We start from the raw sequence: 25610 nt of genomic DNA on the forward strand, positions 1-25610 counted from the left end.
TATCTGATACACCGCGGCGTCCCGTTTGGGGCGGCTTCGCCCCCCAGCGCGGGACAAGCCCGCTCACTACAAAGTGTGAGGGCGCTATACCCATGTATGGTTCCGAGCCCTGTTGCCCCGTCGCACACTGTTTTGCCGGCGATCCCCTCGCCGCAAATTCCAGGAGAGCGACCATGACCACACGACTCAACGCCCCAACCGAAGAACTGGTGCCCTCGCGCTACGCCGTGCGCGTCGGTGAAATTGATGTGCTGGTAATCAGTGACGGCGTGCTGCCGCTGCCGACCCAGACTATGTCCACCAACGCCACCCCGGCCGCGCGCGCTGCGTGGTTCAAAGCGATGTTCCTGGGGCCGGACGCCTTCGACTGGGCGTTGAATGTGCTGGTGGTGCGCAGCGGTGAGCAGGTCATTTTGGTGGACGCTGGCCTGGGCGGGCAGTTCCCTGGCTTCCCGCGGGCCGGGCAGTTTCCCAAGCGCCTGGAGGCTGCCGGTGTCGCGTTGTCGTCGGTGACCGACATTGTGATCACCCACATGCACATGGACCATATCGGCGGGCTGCTGGTGGATGAGGTCAACAGCAAACTGCGCCCCGACGTACGCATCCATGTGGCTGCCATCGAGGTCGACTTCTGGGCAGCGCCAGACTTCACCTATACCGACATGCCCGCACCGGTGCCGGACGTACTGAGGGCTACTGCCCAGCAATTCATGGCCCTGTACCAGGGCAATCTGCACCCCTTCGACGATGAACATCAGGTCGCGCCCGGTGTGGTCGCCAAGCTGACCGGTGGTCACACTCCAGGGCACAGCGTGGTGTATGTGACGTCCGGTGGTGAACGGCTGACCTTTGCCGGCGACGCGCTATTCCCGGTGGCCTTCGAACACCCCGACTGGCACAACGGCTTCGAGCACGACCCTGAAGAGTCGGTACGTGTTCGTGTACGGCTGATGAACGAAGCCGCAGCCAGTGGTGAGTTGTTTGTGGCGACTCACTTGCCATTCCCGTCCGTAGGTCGGGTGGTGGTCGATGGGGATGCGTTTCGCTGGGTGGCGGCGTTTTGGGATTTTTGAGGGTGGCCAAGTGCTTGGGAAACAAGCGCTAATAGAATCGAATGGCTGCTCCTCTAAGGGCTGGACTACGTTTTTCTAACCGGCCATCGCCGGAACTGAAATTTCGCTAGCAACCACAAGGAGTAGCCACTAGGCTACAGGTGACACTGTGACCAACGTGATCGGCAGGACGCCGGAGTTTGATACATGGCTCGACGGTATGAGGGATGTGTGCGGGAAAACGGCGGTGCTGACCCGATTGGACCGCGCCGAAGAAAACAACTTCGGCGACTGCGAGCCGGTAGGCGACGGCCTGAGTGAAATGCGCGTGTTTGTGGGGCCCGGCTACAGAATCTATTTTGTGCGCGTGGGGATCGTTGCCTACCTGATGCTGTGGGGCAGCGATAAAACCGACCAGAAACGAGGAATCAAACGGGCAAAAGAGATTCTTGATGCCCTGAGAGGTCAATGAAATGAGTGAATCGAAATTCAAACCCGAGGACATGCCGATCCTCGATCTGGACATCTCTGGCACCCGCGTCTACGAAGCCTCGCGCTTCCTCGACAGCCCGCAAGTGATCAGTGCTTACCTGGCGCAAAGCATGAAGTCCAACGACCCGCAGATACTGATGAAAGCACTGGCCGAGGTCGCCAAGGCCCAAGGCGTGAACAAGGTAGCCGAGGCAGCGGGGGTTAATCGGGAGAGTCTGTACAAGACCCTCAAAGGCGGCTCGAAAACCCGTTATGAGACGGTCCAGAAGCTGATGCTGGCGTTGGGAGTGGAGCTGACGGTGCAGCCGATTGCGGCTGGCAAGACGCGGACTTGAACATGACGAAGCTCTAATGTGGGAGCAGGCAAGCCAGCTCCCACACTTGATTGCCTGTGTTTGCCTTATCGCACCAGGCACGGCTGTTTGTTGTTGAATTGCCATCCTGGGATCAAAAACTGCATCGCCACGCTGTCATCCCGCGCCCCAAGGCCCATGCCCTTGTACAGCTCATGGGCCTTGGCCACGGCGTCCATGTCGATGTCCACCCCCAGGCCCGGTTTGGCCGGTACCTTCACATAACCCGCTTCGATTTTCAGCGGCGCCTTGGTCAGGCGCTGGCCGTCCTGCCAGATCCAGTGGGTGTCGATGGCGGTGATCTCACCCGGCGCGGCGGCGGCGACCTGGGTGAACATCGCCAGGGAAATATCGAAGTGGTTATTGGAATGCGAGCCCCAGGTCAGGCCCCAGTCATTGCACATTTGTGCCACGCGCACCGAACCTTGCATCGTCCAGAAGTGCGGATCGGCCAGCGGAATATCCACCGATTGCAGTTGGATGGCGTGGCCCATTTCGCGCCAGTCGGTGGCGATCATATTGGTGGCGGTTTTAAGCCCCGTGGCACGACGGAACTCGGCCATCACTTCGCGGCCGGAATAGCCGTTTTCGGCACCGCACGGGTCTTCGGCATAGGCCAACACCTTGTGCTGGTCGCGGCACAGGCGGATGGCTTCCTTAAGCGACCAGGCGCCGTTCGGGTCCAGGGTGATGCGTGCGTCGGGGAAGCGTTCGGCCAGGGCGGTGACCGCCTCGATTTCTGCATCGCCACTCAATACGCCGCCCTTGAGCTTGAAGTCGTTGAAGCCGTATTTGGCTTTGGCGGCTTCGGCCAGGCGCACGACTGCATCGGCGGTCAGGGCCTTTTCATGGCGCAGGCGGAACCACTCATCATCAGTGTCGGCCTCATTTCGGTAGGCCAGGTCGGTCGCGTTGCGGTCGCCGACATAGAACAGATAACCGAGCATCTTCACTGCATCACGCTGCTGCCCTTCACCGAGCAACGCCGCCACTGGCACTTCGAGGAACTGGCCCAGCAGGTCGAGCAAGGCGGCTTCCATCGCCGTGACCGCGTGAATGGTGATGCGCAGGTCAAAGGTCTGCAGACCGCGCCCGGCGCTATCCCTGGAAGCAAAGGTGGTGCGCATCTGGTTGAGGATGCGCTGGTACTGGCCGATGGGTTGGCCGATCACCAGGCTGCGGGCGTCTTCCAGGGTTTGGCGGATGCGTTCACCGCCGGGCACTTCGCCCACGCCGGTGTTGCCGGAGCTGTCCTTGAGAATGACGATGTTGCGCGTGAAGTAAGGGCCGTGGGCGCCGCTGAGGTTGAGCAGCATGCTGTCGTGGCCAGCGACGGGGATGACCTGGAAGTGGGTGACGATGGGCGTATTCATGGCAGGTTCCTAGGCAGGTTCAAAGAGGTTTGCTGAGGGCGGCGCCTGTTGGCACCCCGCTTGGCGAGTTCAGCAGGGCAGAGGGCGATGTCTTGGCAAAAAACACCAGGATCGCCGCCAGCACCGAGGTGCCGGCCAGGCCATAGAGGCCGCCCTGGATCGAGCCGGTGGTCTGTTCCAGAAAGCCGAACGTGGTCGGTGCAACGAAGCCGCCCAGGTTGCCGATGGAGTTGATCAGTGCGATTACCGCGGCGGCGATGCGCACATCCAGGTAGCCCTGGGGGATCGGCCAGAACAGCGACGACGCCGATTTGAAACCGATGGCGGCAAAGCAGATCGCCACAAAGGCAAACACCGGCCCGCCGGTGGTGGACATGAACATGCCCGCCGCTGCAATCAACAGCGCCGCCGCGACCCACGCCTGCTGGAACTTGAATTTGCCCGACAGCGATGCGAACGCGTACATGGCGATGATCGAGATCAGCCACGGGATCGAATTGAAGAAACCGACCTGCACGTCGCTCAGGTCGCCCATCTTCTTGATGATGCTCGGCAGCCAGAAGGTGGCGGCGTAGATAGTCAGTTGGATGCAGAAGTACAGGGCGCAGAACAGCAGGATCTGGCGGTCTTTGAGCAGCTTGCCGATGGTCGGTTTGACGCTGGTCAACGCCTCACGCTGGCGCTGTTCCTCATCGATGGCGCCCACCAGTGCATCTTGTTCTTCGCGCGTCATCCACTTGGCGTCGTGGGGCTTGGAGTCCAGCCAGAACCACACGAAGAAACCGATCACCACCGAGGCCAGGCCTTCAATGGCGAACATCCATTGCCAGCCATGAAACCCAAAGCCTTCAATCTGCAACAGTACCCCTGACAGCGGCCCGGAGATCAGCGAAGCAACCGCCGAGCCACTGAGGAAAATCGCAATAGCCTTGCCGCGCTCAACCCCCGGCAGCCAACGGGTGAAGTAGTAGATCACCCCCGGAAAGAAACCCGCCTCGGCCACCCCCAGCAGAAACCGCAGGATGTAGAAGTGGGTTTCGTTCTGGATGAACGCCATCAGCGTAGCAACGATGCCCCAGGTGAACATGATGCGGGTCAGCCAGATACGTGCGCCGACCTTTTGCAGCAGCATATTGGAGGGTACTTCGAACAGGGCGTAGCCGATGAAGAACAGCCCGGCACCAAAGCCATAGGCGGCTGCGCCGATGCCCAGGTCGTGTTCCATGTGCGTGCGCACAAAGCCGATATTGACCCGGTCGATGTAGTTGAGGATGAACATGATCACGAACAGTGGGAGCACATGGCCCTTCACTTTGCGCACGGCACGTGCGAGGACGGGATCACTTTCTGAAGCGGCAGATGCATGGCTTGAATTAGTCACAATTCAAAACTCCCCCTGATTTATTGTTATGCGGGCTTGTGTGTCTTGTTAATAGACATCATACAAGTGTGTTTCTGGGGATCGCAATGTGGGGGAGGGTGTATTTGTTTTTATAAGGAGGGGGACGGGTGCTTTGTTTTGGTTATTTGCTTGTGTTTGCTGGGGTTTGTGTCGATTTTTGGGGTTGTGGGTGCTTGGGTAGTGGGGTCGTCCTGTAAAACATCGTTTCTGAGATTAATATTGGTCATCATACAAGCTGAGGGTTTTTTCAATCTGCGCCGCCTGGCCTCCGGGCAGGGTGTTAAGCTCCCACCCAGCCCAACCCCGTGGACCCGTAGCGATGCCCATTGAAAGCGAACCGCCTGTTCGTCGACGTTCCAACAACCTGGCCCAAGGCGTGGTCGAGTCACTGACCCAGCGCATCCTGTTGGGGCAACTAAAGCCTGGTGAAAAACTGCCGTCCGAATCCACCATCGTGGCCGAACATGGCGTCAGCCGTACCGTGGTGCGCGAGGCGCTTTCTAAGTTGCAGGCCTCGGGGTTGGTGGAGACGCGGCACGGCATCGGCACCTTTGTGTTAGCGCCACACGCGCAATCGGGGTTGCGCCTGAATGTCGATACGGTCGCCAGCGTGCGCGCCATGCTCGAACTGCGCCTGGGCCTGGAAGTGCAGGCCGTGGCCCTGGCAGCAGTGCGCCGAAGTGACGAACAACTGGCCCGCATGCGCGAAGCGCTCACCGACTACCAGGCCTCGCTGGCCAACAACGACAGCTGTGTGGAAGAAGACAAACGCTTCCACCAACTGATCGCCGAAGCCACCGGCAATACCTTCTTCACCGAAATCATGCTGCACCTGGGCAATGCGATGATTCCGCGCACCCAAGTCAAAGGTGCCGAGCGCGGCGGTGCCGACTTTGCCCAGCTCGGCCAGTTGGCCAACCTGGAACACGAGGCGATCTTCAACGCCATCAAACGCCAGGACCCAGACGCTGCACGCGCCGCGATGGTGCTGCACTTGACCAACAGTCGCGACCGATTTTGCGGAGAGTAGGGCCGTTGAACGAACACACTTTATCCATGCGCCTGGAGCGCGTGGCGGCGAACGTACCGGCGGGTGCGCGCCTGGCCGATATCGGCTCTGACCACGGCTATTTACCGGTGGCGTTGATGCGCCGTGGCCTGATCACGGCGGCGGTGGCGGGGGAGGTGGCGAGCACGCCCTTTCACGCCGCTCAACGTACCGTGCGTGACAACGGCCTGGAGCAGCACATCTGCGTTCGCCTGGCCGATGGCCTGGCCGCGATAGCGCCCGCAGACAGCATCACGGCGATCAGCGTGTGCGGCATGGGCGGCGAGACGATTCGCGACATTCTCGACAGCGGCAAGGCGCACTTGAGTGGCGAAGAACGCTTGATCCTGCAACCCAACGGCGGCGAGCAAGCGTTGCGCCACTGGTTGATGCACAACGGCTACACGATCCTGATTGAAGAGCTGCTGCACGAAAACGGTTTCTACTACGAAATCATCGTCGCCGAGCGTGCAACGCCTGTGACCTACAGTGCGGAACAACTGTACTTCGGCCCCCTGCAGATGCAGGCGCGCAGCCCGATGTTTATCGCCAAGTGGCAACGCCTCCTTCGCCAAAAACACAAAACCCTGGCCGGCCTGGAGCGCGCACAGCAGGCGTTGGCGCAAGACAAACTTGAAGACATCAACCAGCAGATCAAGTGGATCATCGCGCTGCTGGCCTGATAACCCTCTATCACCAAGGAACCCCGCAATGGCCGACGCCACCAACCAACCCTTCTACGACCGCGCCGACGCGCATATCGAGTTGTCGAACGAGCAGCTCAAAACCTGCGAAAACCTCGGCGAAGTCAGCGCCTCGATGATGTTCGGCACCACCCGGTTCAACGCTTGGGCCAGTGCGCGCAACTTCAAGTCCGGCGCCGAAATGGCCGATGCGCGGGAGGCGATGATTAAGTATTTTTGTGATCAGTACCGCATGATGCTTGAAGATAATCTGGATGATCACATCAATAATTTCAGCCGGTATGTGGTCGCAGACACACCCGAGTAAGCAGGCCTGATGAGGTCCAAAATGTGGGAGCGGGCTTGCTCGCGAATACGGTGTGTCAGTTAACACCTATGTGACTGATGTACCGCATTCGCGAGCAAGCCCGCTCCCACACAATGCCCCTTCCACAGTTGATTTGTGGTGAGGTTACAAATTGGGGCTTAAGGCTGAGTGCTTTTGCCCCATTTAAGTGCAAAACCCGTGCACCCTTAGCGTGCCACCCCACCTACCTGCGGCCTCTCTCCCAACGGCCCGTATCTTGCTTGGGCCTTCCCAATCAATGACATGGCGTTTTGCCGTTAGTCATTTCAAGGCTTCGTCCCGTGGTGCACCGCATGGGTCGTTTTTGGGGAGTAGTCGGACATGCACAGCCTTTTATCACCGGGTATCCGCCTGCTTGGGCGCCTCGGCTTTGCACGCAAATTCCAGGTCCTGTTCCTGCTATTCATGCTGCCATTGGCCGGCAGCCTGTGGATGATCGGGCAGGACTATCGCGCCAAATTAACCGTGATCTCCAATGAGCAGTCCGGCGTGCATCAGTTGCTGGCCATGGACGCACTGGACGGCCAATTGACCGCCCAACGCAACCTGGCTGCACGCTGGAAAGCGGCGGATATCCTGCACGCCCCCACGCCGGCGGCGAAGGCGGCAATGGACAAAGTGGATGCGAATTTCCCGCTGATGCTGCAAAGCCTGCAGGCCCTGGGCGACTCCCTGAAAACCCAGAATGCCAGCGCCGACACCTTGGCCCGCTTCGAAGCGTTGCAAGCCACGGTCAAGGGCATGGACTCCGCCTCCCTGCGCACCGTGGGCTGGTGGCCGGACGGCTATGACCGTTTCACCACCGCCCTGACGGCGATGCAAACCCTGCGTGAGCAGATCACCCTGGATTCGGGCTTGATCCTTGACCCCTGGTTGGAAACCTACCTGCTGATGCAGATGTCCACCCAGCACACTCCCGACCTAATCGAACGCATTGGCCGCATGGCCAGCGTCGGCCAGTCATCTATTGCTTCGGGGCAGTTCACCCTGCAAAGCCGCTTGCAGATGCGCGACCTGCGCGGCCGTATCGGTGATGCGCGAGACCAACTGGCCAAGGCCGCCGCGTCCCTCAAGGCCAAGCAGTATGCGGGCATGGAACCCTGGACTGTGCAGTACGACACCAGCCTGCAACGCCTGGACAGCGAACTTAAAGTGCTCGACGACGGCGTGTTCGGCGGCACCATCAAACTCGACACGGCGGCCTTCGAAAACAGTGTCGATGCCATGCTTGGCAGCTTGGGCGAGCTGCGCAACCAGTCACTGAGTTCGTTGGACGCGCGCCTGGGTTACTACCGGGATCGCTCACTGCAAAAATTCATCCCCGTCGCGGCCACCTTCAGCCTGCTGGCGTTGGCGGCGTTGTACCTGTTCATGTGCCTGCAAGCCGCCATCCGCCGCAGTGCCAGCAGCATCACCACCCTGGCCGAGTCCCTGCGCGACGGTAACCTGTGCGTGGAAGTGGCGGTGCAAGGGCGCGACGAACTGGCAGCCATCAGCACCGCACTCAATGTGGCGGTGAAGCAGTTGCGCACCAGCCTGCTCGGAGTGAACCACGAAACCCAGCAACTGGGCTCGGCGGTGCTCACCCTCAATTCCCAGTCGGGCAGCACCCTCACCGAGGTCGAAGACCAGCAACAACAAATCAGCCAGATTGCTGCGGCAGCCACCCAATTGGCGGCCACTTCCATGGGCGTCGCCCGCAGTTGTGAACAAGCCTCGGGCAGCGCCCAGCACACCCGGCGTATCGCCGAAGACAGCAGCCGCGACAGCCAGCGCACCACGGCGAGCATCCAGCAACTCAACCAACGCCTCACCGATACGGCCGATGCGTTGGAGCAAGTGAGCCAGCAGGGCCAGCAGATTCAATCGGTGGTCGACACCATTCGTGGCATCGCCGAGCAAACCAACCTGCTGGCACTCAACGCCGCCATCGAAGCTGCCCGTGCTGGCGAGCAGGGCCGGGGCTTTGCGGTGGTGGCGGATGAAGTGCGCAGCCTCTCCCAGCGCACCCAGGCCTCCACTGCGCAAATTGCCGGCACGGTGGACAGCCTGCGGGCGACGGTGAGCCAGGCGGTCACCTTGATGGGCGCCGCGTGCGAACAGGCGTTGACCGATGCCGAGTCCGTCACCGGGCTGGGCACGCGGTTGGGCGAGATCGCCGGTGCGGTGCAGAACGTCACCGACACCTTGGCGCAGATCGCCACGGCGGTGGAGGAGCAAGCGGCGACGGCGGATGAAGTGAGCGGCAATATCCAGCAGGTCGACCAGGCGGCAGGGCGCTTGTTGGATGGCGCCCGTGCGGTCAATCGGGCGGCGGATACCTTGAGCAAGGGTAGCCAGGCATTAAGTGATAACACCGCAAGGTTCCGCCTGAGCTGAGTACCTTCTGTGGGAGCTGGCTTGCCTGCGATGGCGGCGGCATGGCTGATAGAGTTGTTGCCTGGCCCACCGCTTTCGCAGGCAAGCCAGCTCCCACATTTGACTGCATTTCACCTGTGAATCCGAGTGTCATTGGGTGGGGATTATGGCGGGGGATGAACCTTCGGGGCCTATAGGGCTCACTTGTTAGGTCGCTCTGTTTTCTTGCCGAAAGGACTCCGCATGACCTCACTCCCCCAGCCCGTCCCGGTCACCCGTGAACTCAGCCTACGCGCCGTCGTCACCGGCACCGTGCTCGGCATCCTGTTGACGCCCTCCAATGTGTACGCCGGGTTGAAGATCGGCTGGTCGTTCAACATGTCGATCATTGCCCTGCTGGTGGGCTATGCGATCTGGCAAGGCTTGGCCAAACGGTCCAGTGAGCAACTGCCGTGGACGCTGCACGAAAGCAATATCAACCAGACAGTGGCCTCGGCGGCGGCCTCGATTATTTCCGGCGGGTTGGTGGCGCCGATTCCGGCCTACACCTTGCTCACGGGCAACCAGTTGGATGCGCTGCCGATGATTGCCTGGGTGTTTTCGGTGAGCTTCTTGGGCATCTGGATCGCCTGGTATCTGAGGCCGTCTTTACTCAATGACAAGGCGCTGAAATTCCCCGAAGGCATGGCCACACTCGAAACCCTGCGGCATATCTACAACCACGGCCGCGAGGCGGCGACGCGCTTGAAAGTGCTGCTCAGCGCCGCGTTGCTGTCGGGTCTGGTGAAGTGGGTGGACACCTTTATGTGGGCCTTCCCGCGCTGGTCACCGAGCGCTCAGTTGGAACGGTTGACCTTCACCGCCGACCCTTCGCTATTGCTGGTGGGGTTTGGCGGCATTATTGGCATTCGCGTGGGCTTGACGCTGCTGCTTGGCGCCTTGCTCGCCTGGGGAGGCCTGGGCCCATGGCTATTGGCGCAACACCTGGTGGCCCTGCCCGCCGACAGCACGGGCCCGCAATTCGCCGCGCTGGTGGAGTGGCTATTGTGGCCGGGGGTGAGCCTGATGGTGTGTTCCACTCTGGCTTCGTTGGCGATTCGGTTATGGGCCTTATACCGCACCACCCGATCCAGCGGCGGCGCCACGTGGTCGGTGCCCAGGCCTGTGCCTGTTGCCGGTTTTATCCTGTCTATCGTGCTGGTGGTCGGCCTGCAAGCTTGGCTGTTCGGCATCAACGTGTGGATGGCGTTGCTGACTATTCCGTTGGCTATCTGCCTCGCCGCCGTGGCGGCGCGGGTGGTAGGCGCCACGGGCATTCCGCCGATTGGCGCCATCGGGCAGCTGTCCCAACTGAGTTTTGGCATCGTCGCGCCGGGGCAGGTGCCGATCAACCTGATGAGCGCCAACACTGCCGGCGGTTCGGCCGGGCAATGCACCGACCTGATGAATGACTTCAAGGTGGGCAAGGCCATTGGTGCCACACCGCATAAGCAAGTGATTGCGCAGATCCTGGGCATTTTCATTGGCAGCATTGTCGGAGTATTCGCCTACCTGGCGCTGATCCCCGACCCGCAAACCATGCTGCTCACCGAAGAGTGGCCGGCGCCAGCTGTTGCCACTTGGAAAGCCGTGGCGCAAACCCTGACCCACGGGCTTGAGTCACTGTCCACCAGCATCCGCTGGGCGATTGCCATTGGTGGCCTGGTCGGCGTGTTGCTGGGTGTGTTGGACAGCATCCTGCCTGCCCATCGCGCGCGCTACCTGCCAAGCGCCGCTGCGTTGGGCCTGGCGTTTGTATTGCCGGCTTCGGTGTCGCTGATGATGGCCTTGGGGGCGGTGTTGACCTGGTGGGTCAGTTGCCGCTGGCCGAGTATCACTGAGCGCTTCGCGATCACCGCGGCGGCCGGGTTGATCGCAGGTGAAAGCATCACGGGGGTCGGGGCATCACTGTGGTCGATGGTGGGTAATTAATCGAGGGCACTGTGTGGCGTTGGCGTAGTCTCTTGCAGAACATCCTCTATCACTCAGTGGAGTCGCCAATGATCACCGTCCACCACCTCAACAACTCGCGCTCGCAACGTATCCTGTGGCTGCTTGAAGAGCTTGGCCTGCCGTACGAAATCAAGCGCTACCAACGCGACCCGAAGACCAACCTCGCCCCGCCTGAACTCAAGGCCATCCACCCGCTGGGTAAGTCCCCGGTGATCGAAGACGGTGGCCAAGTGCTGATCGAATCCGCCGCCATCATCGACTACCTGATCCGCCGTCATGGCGCTGGCCGCCTACAACCGGACCCGGCCACGGCTGACTACGACACGTACGTGCAATGGCTGCACTTCGCCGAAGGTTCGGCCATGTTGCCGTTGATGCTCAATCTCTATGTGGGTCGCCTGGGTGAAGCGGGGGCGCCGCTGCATCCGCGTATCGAGTCGGAAGTAGCCAATTATCTGGGCTACCTCAACGACGTGCTGGCGCAGACGCCGTATCTGACGGGGGATGAGTTGAGCGGTGCGGATATCCAGATGAGCTTTATCGGCGAAGTGGCCGGGGCACAGGGCAAGTTGGCGGCGTATCCGCATCTGGCGGCGTGGGTAAAACGCTTCCAGGCGCGGCCTGCGTATCGCAAGGCAGTGGAGCAGGGTGGCGAGTACGCGTTTGCCAAGTGAACACTCTGTAGTGAGCGGGCTTGCCCCGCGCTGGGTGGCGAAGCCGCCCTAAACCCAGGCACCTCGGTGTTTCAGTAAAACCGAGGCGCCTGGTTTTGGGGCCGCTTCGCCACCCAGCGCGGGGCAAGCCCGCTCACTACAAATCGAAACGCTTCAACGAAAACGACGACAAGTCCAGCTCACTCACCCCCCGCATACACCACTGCGCAAACGCCTCCCCCAGCGCCGCCGAATGCTTGAAGCCATGCCCCGAACACGGTGACACCACCAGCGTGTGCTGCAAGGTTGGGTGCTTGTCGATGATGAAATGGTGATCGGGCGTCACGGTGTAGGCGCACACCGCCGACTTGACCACCTTGGCCTTCACCCCGGCAATCCGGCCCTGCACCTGCTGTTCATACATCTCCCGTTCCTGTGTGGCTGACACCGAGCGGTCTAGGGTTTCTGGGGTTGAAGGGGTGTGATATTGCGCCGTGGCAATCTTCAAGCTGCCCTCGCCAGGCAGGGCGGGGAAGCCGTAGTTCGTGTCGTCCGGGCCATGGGTGAGGATGTACGTGGGCGACGAACCCACCAGCTGCGCCCCAGGCTCCAGTTCAAACCAGAACAACTGCTGGCGGTAAACACTGAGCAGCCGGTCAAACGGTGCCCCCAACAAGCCGCCCGCCCAGTTGCCCGCGCTGACCACCAGTTTGTCGGCGTGCAGCGTGCGTTGGTCGGTGGTGACCGTGACACCCTGCGCGTCCGAGCTGATGTGGGTCACGGTCTCGCCCTTGTACAGCGTCGCGCCATGTTGCTCGGCCAGCTTGAGCTGCACATCGATACAACGCTCGGGCCGCACAAAACCACCTTCGGGCTCGTAGTAGCCGATGGCGTTGTCGGCCACCTGGGCAAATTGCGGGAAGCGTTGGCGAATCTGCTGTGCGTCCAGCACCTCGTGTTCGATGCCGTAGGTTTGTGCCAGGCCAATGGTGCGCAGGGTGAAGTCGGTTTGATCGCTGGGGTCAAAGCCGTCCCAGGAGGTGAGGACCAGCAACCCCGACTGTTCGAACAGTACCTGCCCCGACAGCGCCTCCAGCTCCCGCCAGATGCGGTGCGAGTTACGCACGATGGGCACGTATTGCGCCCCTTCACCCACCGACAACCGCGTGATCCGCGTATCGCCATGGCTTGAGCCGAACGTATGGGGCGGGTGATGACGGTCAATACCGGCGACCTTCACACCGGCTTTCGCCAGTTGGTACACCGTGGCGGCGCCCATCGCGCCCAGGCCGATGACCAGCGATTCAAAGCGTTCCATCGTGGTTGCTCGCTAGAGGAGGAGGGCGCTTAGTTGAAGGCAACGGAGGGCAAAAAACAATGGGTGGGGGAACAAGGGCATTGCCACTCGGGGCCGCATTTTCCAATTAGTTGAAAGGAGCGCTGTGCAGGGCGTCGATATGCTTGAGTCTCGACCCAGTAGTTTGCCGGTAGGTGATGATCATGAAGTGCATCCACGCTCTGATGGCAGCCAGTGCGCTGCCGCTTGTTTTAATGGCGACCCACGCGTTCGCAGAAACCCATGATAAGCAGTGCCAGGATGCTTGGTCTGCAAGCCATGCCTATGCCACCTGCTCCGGCTGGGGCTGGACAGAAAGGAAAGGCGCTATGTGTGTGCTGCGACAAAGTTGTGCCGATGGCGGCGGCCCCAAACCCGCCAAGACCAATGCACTTCCCAGTGTGTTTGAGTACAGCCGCGCCACGGATGGAAGCTATACCGTGCCACTGGATAAAGTGCCCGCGCTGAATAACTGCGGCGGTGTGTTGGTGGTTGGCAACTGTCCGACGTAGCAGGTCAGCCGCGTGCCAGGCGTAGCCGCCAATCGCCGCCATGCTTTAGCCGGCAATCTTCTTCGCAATCGAAGTGCACGCCTCGGCCCGGTTGCCCAGGCGTTACCCCGGCGTCGTGCAGGGCCGTGGCAGTCAGTTCGCGCATGCGCACGTCTTGCCCGTTGGCGAGGGCCCGGTCTTTGTTGGCCTGGGTATCGAACACCCAAATCACCCGCAGGCTGGCCGGGAACGCCGCGTAGTTGACCGTGTGCGTCAGCCACTCAAAGCCCGGGATTTCGGCCTTGGCGGTTTCGCAGGCGTCGGTGAGCGTGGCAACCAGGGTGCGCTCTAAGCGGTCGGCCTCGCGTTTGGATAAGGCCATCAAAGGCTCCTTGAAGTGGGCAGAGTGTCTGCAGATACTGCCACAACCCTGAAAATACTCACGGTCAAATGTGGGAGCTGTCGAGCTTTAGCGAGGCTGCGAAGGCGGCGATCTTGGCGATAGAGGTGTGGTGGCTGGACTACAGTCTTCGCAGGCAATCCAGCTCCCACAGGGTTACGCCGGCTGCCTCAATGCATTGATGATGAACGCGTGCAGACTATTGACCGCCTTGGCCCCCCGCGACGCCCGGCTGCGCAGAATCGACACCTCCATCGGCTCAATAGGCCCTAACCCATGCTCCCCACTCAACACCTGAAGCGACGGTTGCACCGTGCATTGAGTAATCGCCGCAATCGCCAGCCCGCCCTCAACCGCCGCCACCTGGCCGGCCAGGCTGGAGCTGTTGTACACCACCTTGAACTGCCGCCCCTGCTGGGCCAATGAATTCACCGCATACCGCCGCGCCAGGCTGGCGCTTTCGTAAACGGCGATGGGCAGCGGGTCGCGGCGCCACAGTTCGAACTGCGGCGAGCCCACCCACACCATTGGTTCCTTGAACAAAAACGTGCCACTTTGCGGCGCATCCCTGGACACCAGCGCCAGGTCCAACTCGCCGCTGCGCACCCGTGGGATCAGCGCAGTCGACTGTTCACAGGTCAGTTCGATATCCACGCCCGCATAACGCGGCGCAAAGCGTTTAAGCACTGGCGTGAGGTACTTGGCCGCATAGTCTTCGGCAACCCCCAGGCGGATTCGCCCGGTCAACGCCTCACCGTGAAACGCCGCCTGGGTCTCCGCATGCAGGGCCAGCATGCGCCGGGCGTAACCCAGCAGCGTCTGGCCGTCATCGGTCAGTTGCAGGTGCCTGGGGCCACGGTTGAGCATGGGCCGCCCCAGCGCAGCCTCCAGTTTTTTCATCTGCATGCTCACGGCCGACTGCGAACGGTTGACCTCATGGGCCGCGCCCGACAACGAACCGGCATCCACCACCGCCACAAAACACTTAAGCCAATCGATCTGCAAATCGCTGGATGGCATCGCGGGGACCTCTATTCGTTAATCGAATGGCTGAGGTGCGAATTATGCGCTTTTCATGCCGAATGTCTGCATCGCACTATTCAGCCCTAAACCCAGCCACCCCTGCCGGACCTGACCATGCCCTTTGATACCTGGCTGCTCTACGTGATCACCTGCTTCGGCATCGCCGTCGTGCCCGGTCCCAACGCCCTGTTGGTGCTCACCCACGGCGCACTCCACGGCAGCCGCCGCACTCTGTTCACCATCAGCGGCGGCGTGCTGGGCTTTGCCGTAGTGCTAGCACTGTGCGCCTTGGGCTTGGGTGCACTCATCCAGGCCTCGGCTACCTGGTTTGCCGCGTTGAAAATTGCCGGTGGGCTCTACCTGATCTGGTTGGGCTTCGGCCTGTGGCGCGCAGCCCCTGTCAGCCTGGAGGCGGCGGCGACCGCCAGCCTGCGCAATGGCGCGCTGTTTCGCCAAGGGTTGGTCTCGGCAATTTCCAACCCCAAGGCGCTGCTGCTGTTCACCGCGTTTATCCCGCCATTTCTGGACCCCCACCGAAACATCATCGCGCAGACCGCCGCCATCGCGCTCACCTACGCCGTGGTCGAGTTTTTTGTCGAGTACATGGTGGCCAGCGCCGCGCACCGGGTGCGGCCATGGCTGGCGCGCACCGGGCGGCGCTTCAATAAAGTCTGTGGCGGGTTTTTTGTGCTGTTTGGGTTGGCCTTGCCCATTCATGGCTGAGGGCAAGGTTTTCCTCACGCAGCACCGAAGCGAAGTTTGTGGTGAGCCAATTAGTTAAGGGCGAATGCTATACCTGTGGCGAGGGAGCTTGCTCCCGTTGGACTGCGTAGCAGTCCCATCTTTGGGGCCGCTTCGCAGCCCAACGGGAGCAAGCTCCCTCGCCACAGGTTAGCGCCTACTCGCTCTACAGTTTTGTGAAGCTTAGGCAGGTGAGCGTAAAGGTGTCTGATTCAAGGCTTCTTCGCTTTCAGCAGGCTTGCGAGAAGACCGCCGTAAAGCTTCATGTCGCTGCCCAACACGCTTGCGGCAAAGGTCGAGGCGAACGTCCCCACCGCTGTGCCTTGGGCTCCCGCGATTGCACTTGCACGTAGCCTGAGAGCGGCCTCGGTGCGGGCCTTCTCCAAAGCGTCAGCGTCTACAACTGGCTGGAAACCCTGCTCGATCAAGCGGGCACTGGCCTCGTCGCTGAGGATGGGGTTACTCGCCAGGCAACTTCGCAGCGATAAGTCATCACTGTTGGCGAATTTAAGTTGCAAGTGAGGTGGCAACACCGGGTTGCTGGCCAGGTTCAAGTTGATGTGCGAGTTGCGCATTTGTCGCCCAAATGACTCCAGTACCTTGATGGCGTCGGTGCTCAGGCTGCGGTTGCTTGCAAGTTGGCAATACACCTCTTCGAAGTAGCCGTCACTGAACTCATAGGGGTCAACGTCGTCAGGCAGAGAAATTTCGTCAACGCCCTGTTGCAGCGTTTCTAGAACGAATTTGACCTGTGCCTCAGGCAGCGCCTGCAACAGCAGCGACAACTGGGTACGTGCGCTGATATTCGGGTTGTTGGCCAGTTTGAATACGTGGCTTTCATTACCGAGCAACACCATCTGCGCTTCCTCAGACAGGTTCTCCAGCTTGAGCAACGCGTTCACAACCATATGCTTGTCGTGGCTGGCAATCTTCCTATGAAGCGACGGATCAAGTATCGGGTTGTTGATGAACGCAACGAACTGCTCCGCATGGTTGGTCAGTACGACCTCCCACAGACTTTCCACCAACTGCCCCTGCAACTCCACCGACAACGTCGTCTGCTTGCAAATCTCCAAGCGCGTTACGTGCTTTTTGCTGTTATTGAACAGCGCCAGCAACACCTCATCGGTCAGGTGCGAGCACGCCAGCAATTTCTCTTCCTGGATATAGTCACTGCCATCCCACTTACCCAACTCACTGGCCAGCAGGTCCATGGGCGCCCGAGGGTGCAGGCAGCTGAGTTGATAGGTGGTCATATCAAAATTGGCGGCCTTCTTGTCTGTACTCAAGCAACCCGCCAGCAACCGCTCGGTGCAGTTGGGGTTGCGGTACACGCTCAGACGAACTTCTGGGTCGGTATCGGCGCTGAGCTTTTCCAGCAGGTCGTCCGGGCACTCAAGGTGACACGCCACTTCCTTGCGGCGCACCGGGTTGGCGCTATCGGCCAGCTGGATCATCTGCGCAATGCTCAGCCCGTCGATTCGCGAGGCGGGCTTGAGCTTGAGCTTTTCAAACAACACTTCGTATTTGCCGACTTGCTCACGCAGGGTTTCGCGCAGCGGCACTGTGGTGCGGATCGCGCGTTCGATGTCTTCGTGGGTTAGCGCTTGCCCGTCCAGAAAGGCGCTCTCACGCGCCTCACCCACGGCGTTCTGGATGTCGGCGCCGGAGTAGTCGCGACACAGCGCGGCCAGGGTTTGTTGTTGCTGCTCAGTGAACTGCCGCCAGTCGTCCTTGAGGTGAATGCTCAGAATGGCCGAGCGTTCCTTGGCGTTGGGGAAACCGACGTAGAACACCTCATCAAAACGGCCTTTACGCAGCAGCTCGGCGGGAAGGGCGCTGATGTTGTTGGCGGTTGCGATCACGAACACAGCGCCGGTTTTTTCCTGCATCCAGGTCAGGAAGTAACCGAACAGCCGGGATGACACCTCAGAGCCTTCGCCGCTGCCCATGCCGACGAAGGCTTTTTCCAGCTCGTCGATCCAGAGAATGCACGGGCTGACGCTTTCGGCCATGGTCAGTGCGCGGCGCATGTTGTGCTCGCTTTCACCGACGTACTTGCCCAGCAGCGAGCCGATATCCAGGCGCAGCAGCGGTAATTGGAACAGGTGGGCAGCGGCTTTGGCGGTGAGGGACTTACCGCAGCCGGGCATGCCCGCGATCAATACGCCCTTGGGCGCCGTCACACCGGCGCGTTCGGCTTCGTCGAGGCGGCGGAAGATTTCGGCGCGGCGTTTGAGCCACTGCTTGAGGTTTTCCAGGCCGCCGATGTCGTTGGCCGTCTCGCCGACTTTGACCATTTCCAGCACGCCACTTTTGGCGATGATCTGTTCTTTCTCGTAGTGGATCAGGCCAAGGGCGGCATCGTTTAGCTCAGGGTGAGGCTGTTGCACCATGGCCAGCACTTGACGGATTTCCTCTTCGCTCAACCCGCTGCACGTGGCGGCCAGGCGTGGCAGCAATGCCTTGGGAATACTCAGTGCGTGCTCAACGGCGAAGGCTTCGATTTGCGCAAGAATGTCCTCGCGCCCCGGTAAGGGCAGCGGTAGCAAGGTGATTTGCGCTTCAATCTGCGACGCAATGAACAGGCTTTCAGCAACCAACACCACGGCGCATTCGCCGCGATGATGGCGCTGGATGCGGTTGAGCAATTGCTTGAGGCGAGCGATCGCCAGTGGCTGGTTTTCCAGGGCGGATTTGGCATCCTTGATCACGATCAGCTTGCGGCTCAAGTCCTCGTCGGCCAGTGCTGGCAGGCAGTGAGCCAGCTCGGTCTGAGTGGCATCGGAGCGCGGTTGCTTGGTGTGAAAATCCACCCAGCCATAGGCGAGGTTCCACTCCATGACATGCAGGCCCAGGCTTTCGCCGGCCAGCGCAAGCACCCGGTCAACCCGCGCTTCTTCACTGGACTGTATGTAAAAGCCAGGGTATCCGGCGATCAGGTGCGCACGGAGTTTGTCTTTCAGCGCTGCGAGGCTGGAGCTCATGCGAACAGTCCTTTTGCGAAGTTACCCAGGCTGCTGGCCAGCGCCTTGGCGCCTTCCACCACGCTGGCCGTGACGCGATTGACCACCGTGACCGAAGCCCGCACCAGGCCTTTACTGGCCTCGAACAGTTGCTCACCGATCACGCCGCCGGCCATGGCCCCAATCATGCCGCCGATAAACCCGCCTGCGGCGATACCGGGTGGGCCGAACACGGTTCCAATCGCCATGCCCAGCGCACTGCCTTTGGAGCCCGCGGCAATTGCAAATACCGCCGAGGTTGTGGTTTGGCCCATGCGGTTCAGCGCTTCTTCCTTGGATAGCTTGCCGGAGGCGAGTTGATAGAGAATTTTCGTGTTGGCGAGAGCAATGCAGGCAATATTGGCAATTTGGCCGGCCGGGGTGCGCTTCATGATGGCGCCGAGCAAACCATTTTTGGCCGCCACCACCAATGCACCGCTGACGGCGACTTGGGTGAAGACTTGGGTGGTGCTGCTCAGGGAGCTAGTGACGAAGTCGCTGAGGTCTACGCTGGCCGGTGGGTTTTCCTTGCCCGTCAGTGCATTCCAGGTACGTCGCGCCAGAATACGCACGCCGTGCAAACCTGCCGCGATGCTTGCGCCGACCAACGCCTGCTTGCCGATCTGCTTGCCCACATTGATGCGGTTGGTGTCGCTCCATTCATACTGGCGCGCCTCGGCTTCTTCGCGGGCCTTGCGCTGCCATTCCAGCGCCTGTTCTTTGCTGAGCGGCTCGGAGTGCACGCCGTCGATCTCGACGACTTCGGTGCTGTTGGCGATGTCCTTGCCCTGGCCCTCGGGCACCAGGCGTTTTTGCTCGCCGTACTCCCCGCGCTTGAACAACTGCTCGGTGGCCTTGGCGTCGCTGCCGTATTTAGACTGGTACTCATGCACCACGTTGCCCTGGCCGTCGACGATCACGATGTCGACCGAGTTCAGGCCGTTGGAGTTAACCACCTTGGCCCGGTATTCGCTGCCCTTGGTCACCGCATCGATATTGAACGTATCGACGTGATGCTGCTCGGCGATAAAGCCATCCAGATTCGGCGAAAAACTGATGTCGCCATTGTTGTTGGTGATCATCACCCTGGCGCCAGCGGTGGCTTCGGCCAGGGCCACATCAATGCGCGTGGCGTATTGGCCCACACCTAACGAGCCGCTGACGCCCGCGCCTTTCTCCAGCTCACGTGCGATCCAGCTGGCTTCGCTTTGCCCGCTCGCCAAGTGCCCTTGCAAAGAACTCGCCGAGTCATTGAAACGTACGACCGACGTCACCACCTCTTTGGCCGCCGCCAACCGCTGCGCATCGCTTTGCCAGAGGGCAGGGTGCTTGCCGAACTCCTGGGCCAGCCACTCTTCGACGGGCATGTCTGCATGCTGCTCGCTGGAATGCACGAACTCGGACAACAACCGGCCAGTGGCCTCGGTGTTATCCGCGCCACCCCACATCTGCGTCTCAATGACGTGTGCCTGTTGCTCCTGGTACTCGTCGCTGCTCAACAATGCGGCGTCCAGTGGGGCCAATGCGGTGGGCTCAGTCGTGTTTACCGGTGGGTTCATTGCTCGGTTCCTGTGATGGGCTGGGTTGCAGCGTGCAAGTAGTGTTCAAGTTCGCGGTACAACTGCGCCGCCAGCCAGGCCGGTTCCAGCACGCGCACGTGAGGAACCCAATACTGGATGATCGGCAAAATCTGGTTGGCATGGCTAATGGTGCTGCTGACGATCAACTCGCCGGTCTCCAGCGTGCGCAGCACCTGTTGCCCAGGCACCACCGGGCGGCGCAGAAAGTAGTAAGCGATGGCGGGCGCAACCGAGAGCTGCACCGTGGTTTTGGTTTTACTGAACCAGATATCGTCGTCGTCTTCGATCTGACGATGCACCGCCGGCTGCGCAACGAAAGGCTCTTGTGTGACGTGCAAGACGCTGATGCGCCCCAGGGTAAAAGCCTTCAGTTGGCCATTTTCGGTGGCCGCCAAATACCAGATGCCTTTGTTGTTCACCAGGCGATAGGGGCACAGCGTGCGCGGCTTGCCCGCGTACATCAGGCGGCACTGGCGCTGTTGGCCAATGGCCTCGTTTAACTGCCGGAACGGCTGGTCGTGAGGCTCGATGTTCTCGTGATGGTGGGCCTTGACCAGAAAATGGCGTTGCTCATCCGGCGCCAGCAATGAGCGAAGAAACCGATGGCCGTTGTTTGGAAACAATCGGTTAACCCCCGTGACCTTCGCAAATGCCTCAAGGTCGCGCGGTTGCAGCTTGCCCTGATGTTCCTTGACCAGTTGGTAGCGCCCATCGGGCAGGCGTTCGACCACATCGGCAAGCCGGCTCAGGTCGCGGTAAATGGTGCGTTCACTCACGCCAAACTGCTGCGCCAAGTCATAGCGGCACAGGGACTCACCGTGATTGAGCTGCAAAAGGATATCCGCCAGCCGCATGGCCAGGGTGTCGTGTAGCGGTGTGGCCATGATGGGCTGCCCAAATCCGTTTGAAGATGCACCGACTTTAATGCTCGCCACTGACAGGTGATGTCAGTGGAAATTACTCAGGGGGTGTCAATGTGCCATTAAATAGAGGTGAATCAAGCGTTTTTTGGGTGAAAGTGCCTTATGTGTCCTGCGCTTAAAGTATCGATCACCACCGAACGTCCGCCTGAATCGCGTGGTCATAGCTTTGCTGATACGCTGTTAATAGCCCAATGCCATCCCCTTGGTAGCCCCATGAAAACCCTACGCACCGCCTTCCCGGCAGCCTTTCCCCGTGGCACTTCCCATGAGTCGGAAACCGCCCTGTCGGACATCGAATTCCTGCACCGCATCAGCCTTGACCTGATCGGTGAACAAGACCTGGAAGCCCTCTATGGCAAGATCGTCGACGCGGCCGTGTCCATCACCGGCTCGCAGTTCGGCACCATGCAGTTGCTGTGCCCCCAAGGTCACCCCTCGGGCCATGGCGGCGAACTGCAACTCTTGTGCTCGCGCGGCTTGCCACCGGAGGCGGTTGGGTTTTGGCAATGGGTGAGCCCGATGGCCTACAGCAGCTGCACCATGGCCCTACAACTGGGCCAACGCGCCATCATCCCCGACTTCGAAGAATGGCCCGACATCGCCGGCACCGAAGACCTCAACGCCTTCCGCCGCAGCGGCATCCGCTCGGCCCAGACCACCCCGTTGCTGTCCCGCGATGGCCGCTTGCTGGGCATGATCTCCACCCACTGGAGCGCCCCGCACCAGCCGTCCGAGCGCGACCTGCGTTTGCTCGACATCCTCGCCCGCCAAGCCGCCGACCTGCTGGAACGCACCATCGCCGACGAAGCCCTGCGCGAAGCCGAAGCCAAACTGCGCGCCCTCAACGAAACCCTGGAGCAACGCGTCGCCGAACGCACCGCCATGCTCATGCAGGCCGAAGAAAAACTGCGCCAATCCCAAAAGATGGAGGCCGTAGGCCAACTCACCGGCGGCCTGGCCCACGACTTCAACAACCTGCTCGCCGGCATCTCCGGCGCGCTCGAACTGATGAACCGCCGCATCAGCCAAGGCCGCCTGAGCGACGTCGACAAATACATGGTCGCCGCCCAAGGCTCAGCCAAACGCGCCGCCGTCCTCACCCAACGCCTGCTGGCCTTCTCCCGCCGCCAAACCCTGGAACCGCGCGCCACCAACGTCAACACCCTGATGTACGGCATGGCCGAACTCATCCAACGCACCGCCGGCCCCGGCATCCAGATCGAAACCGTCGGCGCGATTGATGCCTGGACCGCCTTCGTCGACGTCAGCCAACTGGAAAATGCCCTGCTCAACCTCTGCATCAACGCCCGCGACGCCATGCCCGAAGGCGGCCGCATCCAACTGCAAACCAGCAACCACTGGCTCGACCAAAACGCCGCCCGCGCCCACGACCTCGCCGAAGGCCCCTACCTTCGCCTGAGCGTCACCGACACCGGCACCGGCATGTCGCCAGAGGTGATGGCCCACGTCTTCGAACCCTTCTTCACCACCAAACCCATCGGCCAAGGCACCGGCCTGGGCCTGTCGATGATCTACGGCTTTGCCCAACAGTCGGGTGGGCAAGTGCATATCCAGTCTGCTGTGGGCGAGGGCACTAGCGTGTCCCTCTACCTCCCACGCCACCACGGCGCCGCGCCCGGTGACGAACTGACCCCAGGGCAAACCGCGTTGGAAGTGGCACAGCATGGCGAGACGGTGTTGCTGGTGGACGATGAATCCACCGTGCGGATGTTGCTGGCTGATGTGCTGGGGGAGTTGGGTTATACGGTGATTGAAGCGGCGGACAGTGCGGCGGGGCTGAAACTGTTGAGATCGGATGTGCATATTGATTTGCTGGTGACGGATGTGGGGTTGCCGGGTGGGATGAATGGGCGGCAGATGGCGGAGGCGGGGATGGAATTGCGGCCTGGGTTGAAGACGTTGTTTATTACGGGGTATGCGGAGAATGCGGTGATGGGGTATGGGCAGTTGGGGGAGGGGATGGGGGTGCTGACTAAGCCGTTTGCGGTGGAGGTGCTTGGGGGGAGGGTTAGGGAGTTGTTGGGGAGGTAGGGGGGGGCGAAATAGTTGTCTTTGAATTCGATTAAGAAATGGAGGGGTTAATTGAATTGGTGAATTTTGTTTTTATGTGGTAGGGGATATAAGTATATTGAACTGATGGAGCGGTTTATGGATAGTAAAGGTGCTGTAGAGCTAGGCGCAAAAACAATGGCGGTTCAGGCATTGATGATTGCATATGCAACAGATGGTCGTACATCTATGCAGTCCTCCGAATACCGAGAAAGTTACTCTGATGTGACGATTGATCTGGAAGAAGCAAAGTATGCGAATCCGAATCCGCATAAGTCTCTTGAAGTTTTTATGGCGTTTTGCAAGCTACAAGATATGAGCACTTATGCTAGTCGGCGAGCGTACGTGCAGGAGCTGTATGCTGATATTTTGTTAGATCTAAAGCGCATACAGAGACATTCACCAGCTTCGAAAAATTGGAGTAAAGCAAATGATGCTTTGGCTGATGAGTTGGTGCCCGTCCGTACCCAGTGGCTCAAGGCCAAAAACTTTATTTACTCAGCCAGCCCGGATTACGAAAATTCTATAAAAGAATCAATAAGCTCTGTCGAGTCCAGCCTTATGGTACTGTTAGACGAACCAAATGGGACGCTCGGAAAAATCATAAAGCAAGCGAGTCTTGATGCCGACATTGAACGCTTGATAACGCAGGCATATGGGTATGCCAGTAACAAGGATTTTGTGAGGCATGGTGGTACTGTTGCTTCCGCTCTATCGAGAGCTGAAGCAGAATTCTTTCTCGAGTTCTCTGCTACATCCATTGTTTACATAACAAGTAGGCTAAAAAGTAAGAAATGATATTCGCTGCTCCGAGGTGTTGAAAAGTACTTATGGTGGAATATATGTGTTGATAGTTGAATGCTATGTTGTGATCTGGTTTTTGTAGCTGTCACATATTTTTGCAAGCAATAATATTTCTGTGTTTTGGCTTGTTGGAGGGTTGAATGGGGCATTGGGTCGTATCTAATTTAAATGAGATTGGAGCCGTTGCTACAATTCTCGCTTTCGTTTTTTCTATAGCAGCTTTGGCATTTTCAGCTTATAGATACGTTTCGTTGAGAAAGGATGAACTGAAAAACCAGCGGTATGAGCGTTACCATCTTTTGCTTCGGAATGTTAGTAAGGGGCACGATGCTGAGGGGCCGTTCAAGCTTGTCAGTCAAAGGGCGTTTATTTATGAGTTGCGGCACTTTCCAGAATATAAGCTACTTACTGTTCGGTTATTGACTTCTCTAAAGGAAGAGTGGCAGGAGCCGGGCGGGATAAAAGGGAAACTTGATTACGAAATAGAAGAAACAATCTCAGCGTTGAGCTAGGGAGGATAGAAGGGGGAGCTAGCGTTTAAAGAACACCCCCCCCTTTTTTTCCTAACTCGACTCAGCTACCAACCGGGCCAGCCTTCTGAATGGCATTGATCAGCCATTGCAAGGCACCCTTTGATCTAAAAGCTTGGATGTGAGCAAAACGCCTAGTTCACTCAATTGGTGAATTGCCAACGCAATGTCACGATGTTTTCCGTTCAAGTCGTCTGATAAGTCGAGCAGCAATGTGCTGACTGAGGTGAAGGTCTCGTAGCTGTTGGCGATGAGGGCTTCAGTGCTGACGTCTGGAGCGATACGAAAGAGAACACTCGAATCATTAACCATCGTTAAGTTCCTTACCTTGAAGCCACCACCCCATCGCTACTAAACAAAGAGGCGGTAGCTGTACGCAGGTTAGTAGACCGGTGGAACCTAACAAAACCGGCGCGCCCGAGGGCGCCCTGCGCACAGCCACCATCAAGCACAGACGAGGACGTCTGACAGATGAAGCTCATGCACTTGTTAGGTTAAATCGTGGGCTACTAAACCCGATCACCGAGAAATTCAGCGACCGCGCAACCTTAGATTCCACCACCCCAGCGCACAAGCCGGCGGATTCTGGCGCACGCGTAGGCAATCGGGCAAGCCGTTGCCTCGCTTTGGGAATTGTCCTAGGACGATTCCCTTACACCGTCACCACCACCTTGCCCACTTGCTGGTTCGCCTCCAAAAACCGGTGCGCGTCCTGCACGTCATCCAACGCAAACGTCTTCGCAATCACCGGCGACAACGCCCCCGATGCCAGCCCTTCCAGAATGAACGCCTGGCCCGCGCCAACACCGCCGGGTCGCTGACGATGACGTGGGCCGCGCCAGCATCCAGCAAGGGCTGTTTCTGATAGTGCATGTTGGCCCTCAGCCTTCGCGGGCAAGCTCCCTCGCCACAGGGGCGGCGCTGCCTCGTTCTG

Annotated in this window: 24 protein-coding genes; 14 read left to right on the forward strand and 10 right to left on the reverse strand. The window is 59.8% G+C overall.

Features of this window, described 5'->3' with window-relative positions; all coding sequences use genetic code 11:
• The first annotated feature begins 173 nt into the window (after positions 1 to 173).
• The 3 genes from ACLD1Y_RS22920 (at position 174) to ACLD1Y_RS22930 (ending at position 1879) form a co-directional block, all read left to right on the forward strand.
• Positions 174 to 1073, forward strand: a complete 900-nt coding sequence (locus ACLD1Y_RS22920) for an MBL fold metallo-hydrolase (RefSeq protein ID WP_429480077.1) — start codon at positions 174 to 176, stop codon at positions 1071 to 1073.
• Positions 1074 to 1221: 148 nt separating this feature from the next.
• On the forward strand, positions 1222 to 1524 hold the full coding sequence (locus ACLD1Y_RS22925; protein WP_429480078.1) for a type II toxin-antitoxin system RelE/ParE family toxin: 303 nt from the start codon (positions 1222 to 1224) through the stop codon (positions 1522 to 1524).
• Between the two features lies 1 nt (position 1525).
• A complete protein-coding gene (locus tag ACLD1Y_RS22930; RefSeq protein ID WP_429480079.1) occupies positions 1526 to 1879 on the forward strand; it encodes an addiction module antidote protein in 354 nt (117 codons plus the stop codon).
• A 65-nt stretch (positions 1880 to 1944) separates the two neighbouring features.
• Here the strand turns inward: ACLD1Y_RS22930 and gudD are convergent, their stop codons facing one another.
• Positions 1945 to 3270, reverse strand: coding sequence for a glucarate dehydratase (gene gudD / locus ACLD1Y_RS22935; RefSeq protein ID WP_429480080.1), 1326 nt, complete (start codon positions 3268 to 3270; stop codon positions 1945 to 1947).
• 19 nt (positions 3271 to 3289) lie between these two features.
• Positions 3290 to 4651, reverse strand: a complete 1362-nt coding sequence (locus ACLD1Y_RS22940) for an MFS transporter (RefSeq protein ID WP_429480081.1) — start codon at positions 4649 to 4651, stop codon at positions 3290 to 3292.
• Positions 4652 to 4991: 340 nt separating this feature from the next.
• Between ACLD1Y_RS22940 and ACLD1Y_RS22945 the strand changes: the two genes are divergently transcribed.
• From ACLD1Y_RS22945 to ACLD1Y_RS22970, 6 genes are all read left to right on the forward strand, one after another.
• Positions 4992 to 5702, forward strand: a complete 711-nt coding sequence (locus ACLD1Y_RS22945; protein ID WP_429480082.1) for a FadR/GntR family transcriptional regulator — start codon at positions 4992 to 4994, stop codon at positions 5700 to 5702.
• Between the two features lie 5 nt (positions 5703 to 5707).
• The gene (locus ACLD1Y_RS22950) at positions 5708 to 6403 is read left to right on the forward strand and encodes a tRNA (adenine(22)-N(1))-methyltransferase (RefSeq protein ID WP_429480083.1); all 696 of its coding nucleotides are present in this window, start codon (positions 5708 to 5710) and stop codon (positions 6401 to 6403) included.
• A gap of 28 nt (positions 6404 to 6431) precedes the next feature.
• On the forward strand, positions 6432 to 6731 hold the full coding sequence (locus tag ACLD1Y_RS22955; RefSeq protein WP_429480084.1) for a DUF3144 domain-containing protein: 300 nt from the start codon (positions 6432 to 6434) through the stop codon (positions 6729 to 6731).
• A 360-nt stretch (positions 6732 to 7091) separates the two neighbouring features.
• Positions 7092 to 9149 (forward strand): methyl-accepting chemotaxis protein, encoded by a 2058-nt coding sequence (locus ACLD1Y_RS22960; RefSeq protein ID WP_429480085.1) that lies wholly within the window; start codon positions 7092 to 7094, stop codon positions 9147 to 9149.
• 222 nt (positions 9150 to 9371) lie between these two features.
• Positions 9372 to 11099 carry an OPT family oligopeptide transporter gene (locus ACLD1Y_RS22965; RefSeq protein ID WP_429480086.1) on the forward strand — a complete coding sequence of 576 codons (1728 nt, stop codon included), beginning with the start codon at positions 9372 to 9374 and terminating at the stop codon, positions 11097 to 11099.
• Positions 11100 to 11167: 68 nt separating this feature from the next.
• The gene (locus ACLD1Y_RS22970; RefSeq protein ID WP_429480087.1) at positions 11168 to 11794 is read left to right on the forward strand and encodes a glutathione S-transferase family protein; all 627 of its coding nucleotides are present in this window, start codon (positions 11168 to 11170) and stop codon (positions 11792 to 11794) included.
• A 136-nt stretch (positions 11795 to 11930) separates the two neighbouring features.
• Here ACLD1Y_RS22970 and solA read toward each other — a convergent pair whose 3' ends face one another.
• Positions 11931 to 13091, reverse strand: a complete 1161-nt coding sequence (gene solA / locus ACLD1Y_RS22975; protein ID WP_429480088.1) for an N-methyl-L-tryptophan oxidase — start codon at positions 13089 to 13091, stop codon at positions 11931 to 11933.
• Positions 13092 to 13273: 182 nt separating this feature from the next.
• Here solA and ACLD1Y_RS22980 point away from each other — a divergent pair, with 182 nt between their 5' ends.
• Positions 13274 to 13621 carry a hypothetical protein gene (locus ACLD1Y_RS22980; protein ID WP_429480089.1) on the forward strand — a complete coding sequence of 116 codons (348 nt, stop codon included), beginning with the start codon at positions 13274 to 13276 and terminating at the stop codon, positions 13619 to 13621.
• 4 nt (positions 13622 to 13625) lie between these two features.
• Here ACLD1Y_RS22980 and ACLD1Y_RS22985 read toward each other — a convergent pair whose 3' ends face one another.
• Together ACLD1Y_RS22985 and ACLD1Y_RS22990 are read right to left on the reverse strand one after the other, a co-directional pair.
• Positions 13626 to 13982, reverse strand: a complete 357-nt coding sequence (locus ACLD1Y_RS22985; RefSeq protein ID WP_429480090.1) for a hypothetical protein — start codon at positions 13980 to 13982, stop codon at positions 13626 to 13628.
• A 174-nt stretch (positions 13983 to 14156) separates the two neighbouring features.
• The gene (locus tag ACLD1Y_RS22990; protein ID WP_429480091.1) at positions 14157 to 15020 is read right to left on the reverse strand and encodes a LysR family transcriptional regulator; all 864 of its coding nucleotides are present in this window, start codon (positions 15018 to 15020) and stop codon (positions 14157 to 14159) included.
• A gap of 117 nt (positions 15021 to 15137) precedes the next feature.
• Between ACLD1Y_RS22990 and ACLD1Y_RS22995 the strand changes: the two genes are divergently transcribed.
• Positions 15138 to 15746, forward strand: coding sequence for a LysE family translocator (locus ACLD1Y_RS22995; RefSeq protein WP_429480092.1), 609 nt, complete (start codon positions 15138 to 15140; stop codon positions 15744 to 15746).
• A 230-nt stretch (positions 15747 to 15976) separates the two neighbouring features.
• Here ACLD1Y_RS22995 and ACLD1Y_RS23000 read toward each other — a convergent pair whose 3' ends face one another.
• Genes ACLD1Y_RS23000 through ACLD1Y_RS23010 form a run of 3 tightly spaced genes read right to left on the reverse strand, consistent with a single transcriptional unit; the run spans position 15977 to position 21233 of the window.
• Positions 15977 to 18751 (reverse strand): AAA family ATPase, encoded by a 2775-nt coding sequence (locus ACLD1Y_RS23000; RefSeq protein ID WP_429480093.1) that lies wholly within the window; start codon positions 18749 to 18751, stop codon positions 15977 to 15979.
• The gene (locus ACLD1Y_RS23005) at positions 18748 to 20328 is read right to left on the reverse strand and encodes a hypothetical protein (protein WP_429480094.1); all 1581 of its coding nucleotides are present in this window, start codon (positions 20326 to 20328) and stop codon (positions 18748 to 18750) included. The genes ACLD1Y_RS23000 and ACLD1Y_RS23005 overlap by 4 nt, the downstream gene beginning before the upstream one ends.
• Positions 20325 to 21233, reverse strand: a complete 909-nt coding sequence (locus ACLD1Y_RS23010; RefSeq protein ID WP_429480095.1) for a helix-turn-helix transcriptional regulator — start codon at positions 21231 to 21233, stop codon at positions 20325 to 20327. The genes ACLD1Y_RS23005 and ACLD1Y_RS23010 overlap by 4 nt, the downstream gene beginning before the upstream one ends.
• 252 nt (positions 21234 to 21485) lie before the next feature.
• Here ACLD1Y_RS23010 and ACLD1Y_RS23015 point away from each other — a divergent pair, with 252 nt between their 5' ends.
• The 3 genes from ACLD1Y_RS23015 to ACLD1Y_RS23025 all read left to right on the forward strand — a co-directional run bounded on the left by ACLD1Y_RS23015 (position 21486) and on the right by ACLD1Y_RS23025 (position 24658).
• Positions 21486 to 23324, forward strand: coding sequence for an ATP-binding protein (locus ACLD1Y_RS23015; protein ID WP_429480096.1), 1839 nt, complete (start codon positions 21486 to 21488; stop codon positions 23322 to 23324).
• Between the two features lie 117 nt (positions 23325 to 23441).
• Positions 23442 to 24140, forward strand: a complete 699-nt coding sequence (locus ACLD1Y_RS23020) for a hypothetical protein (RefSeq protein ID WP_429480097.1) — start codon at positions 23442 to 23444, stop codon at positions 24138 to 24140.
• 146 nt (positions 24141 to 24286) lie between these two features.
• Complete coding sequence (locus ACLD1Y_RS23025; RefSeq protein ID WP_429480098.1) at positions 24287 to 24658, forward strand: hypothetical protein; 372 nt, start codon at positions 24287 to 24289, stop codon at positions 24656 to 24658.
• Positions 24659 to 24757: 99 nt separating this feature from the next.
• Here ACLD1Y_RS23025 and ACLD1Y_RS23030 read toward each other — a convergent pair whose 3' ends face one another.
• On the reverse strand, positions 24758 to 24988 hold the full coding sequence (locus ACLD1Y_RS23030; RefSeq protein WP_429480099.1) for a DUF6124 family protein: 231 nt from the start codon (positions 24986 to 24988) through the stop codon (positions 24758 to 24760).
• Positions 24989 to 25328: 340 nt separating this feature from the next.
• On the reverse strand, positions 25329 to 25574 hold the full coding sequence (locus tag ACLD1Y_RS23035) for a zinc-binding dehydrogenase (RefSeq protein WP_429480100.1): 246 nt from the start codon (positions 25572 to 25574) through the stop codon (positions 25329 to 25331).
• Between the last annotated feature and the right edge of the window lie 36 nt (positions 25575 to 25610).

The organism is Pseudomonas sp. 18175, from assembly GCF_050432925.1.
In the GTDB taxonomy this organism is placed as follows: domain Bacteria; phylum Pseudomonadota; class Gammaproteobacteria; order Pseudomonadales; family Pseudomonadaceae; genus Aquipseudomonas.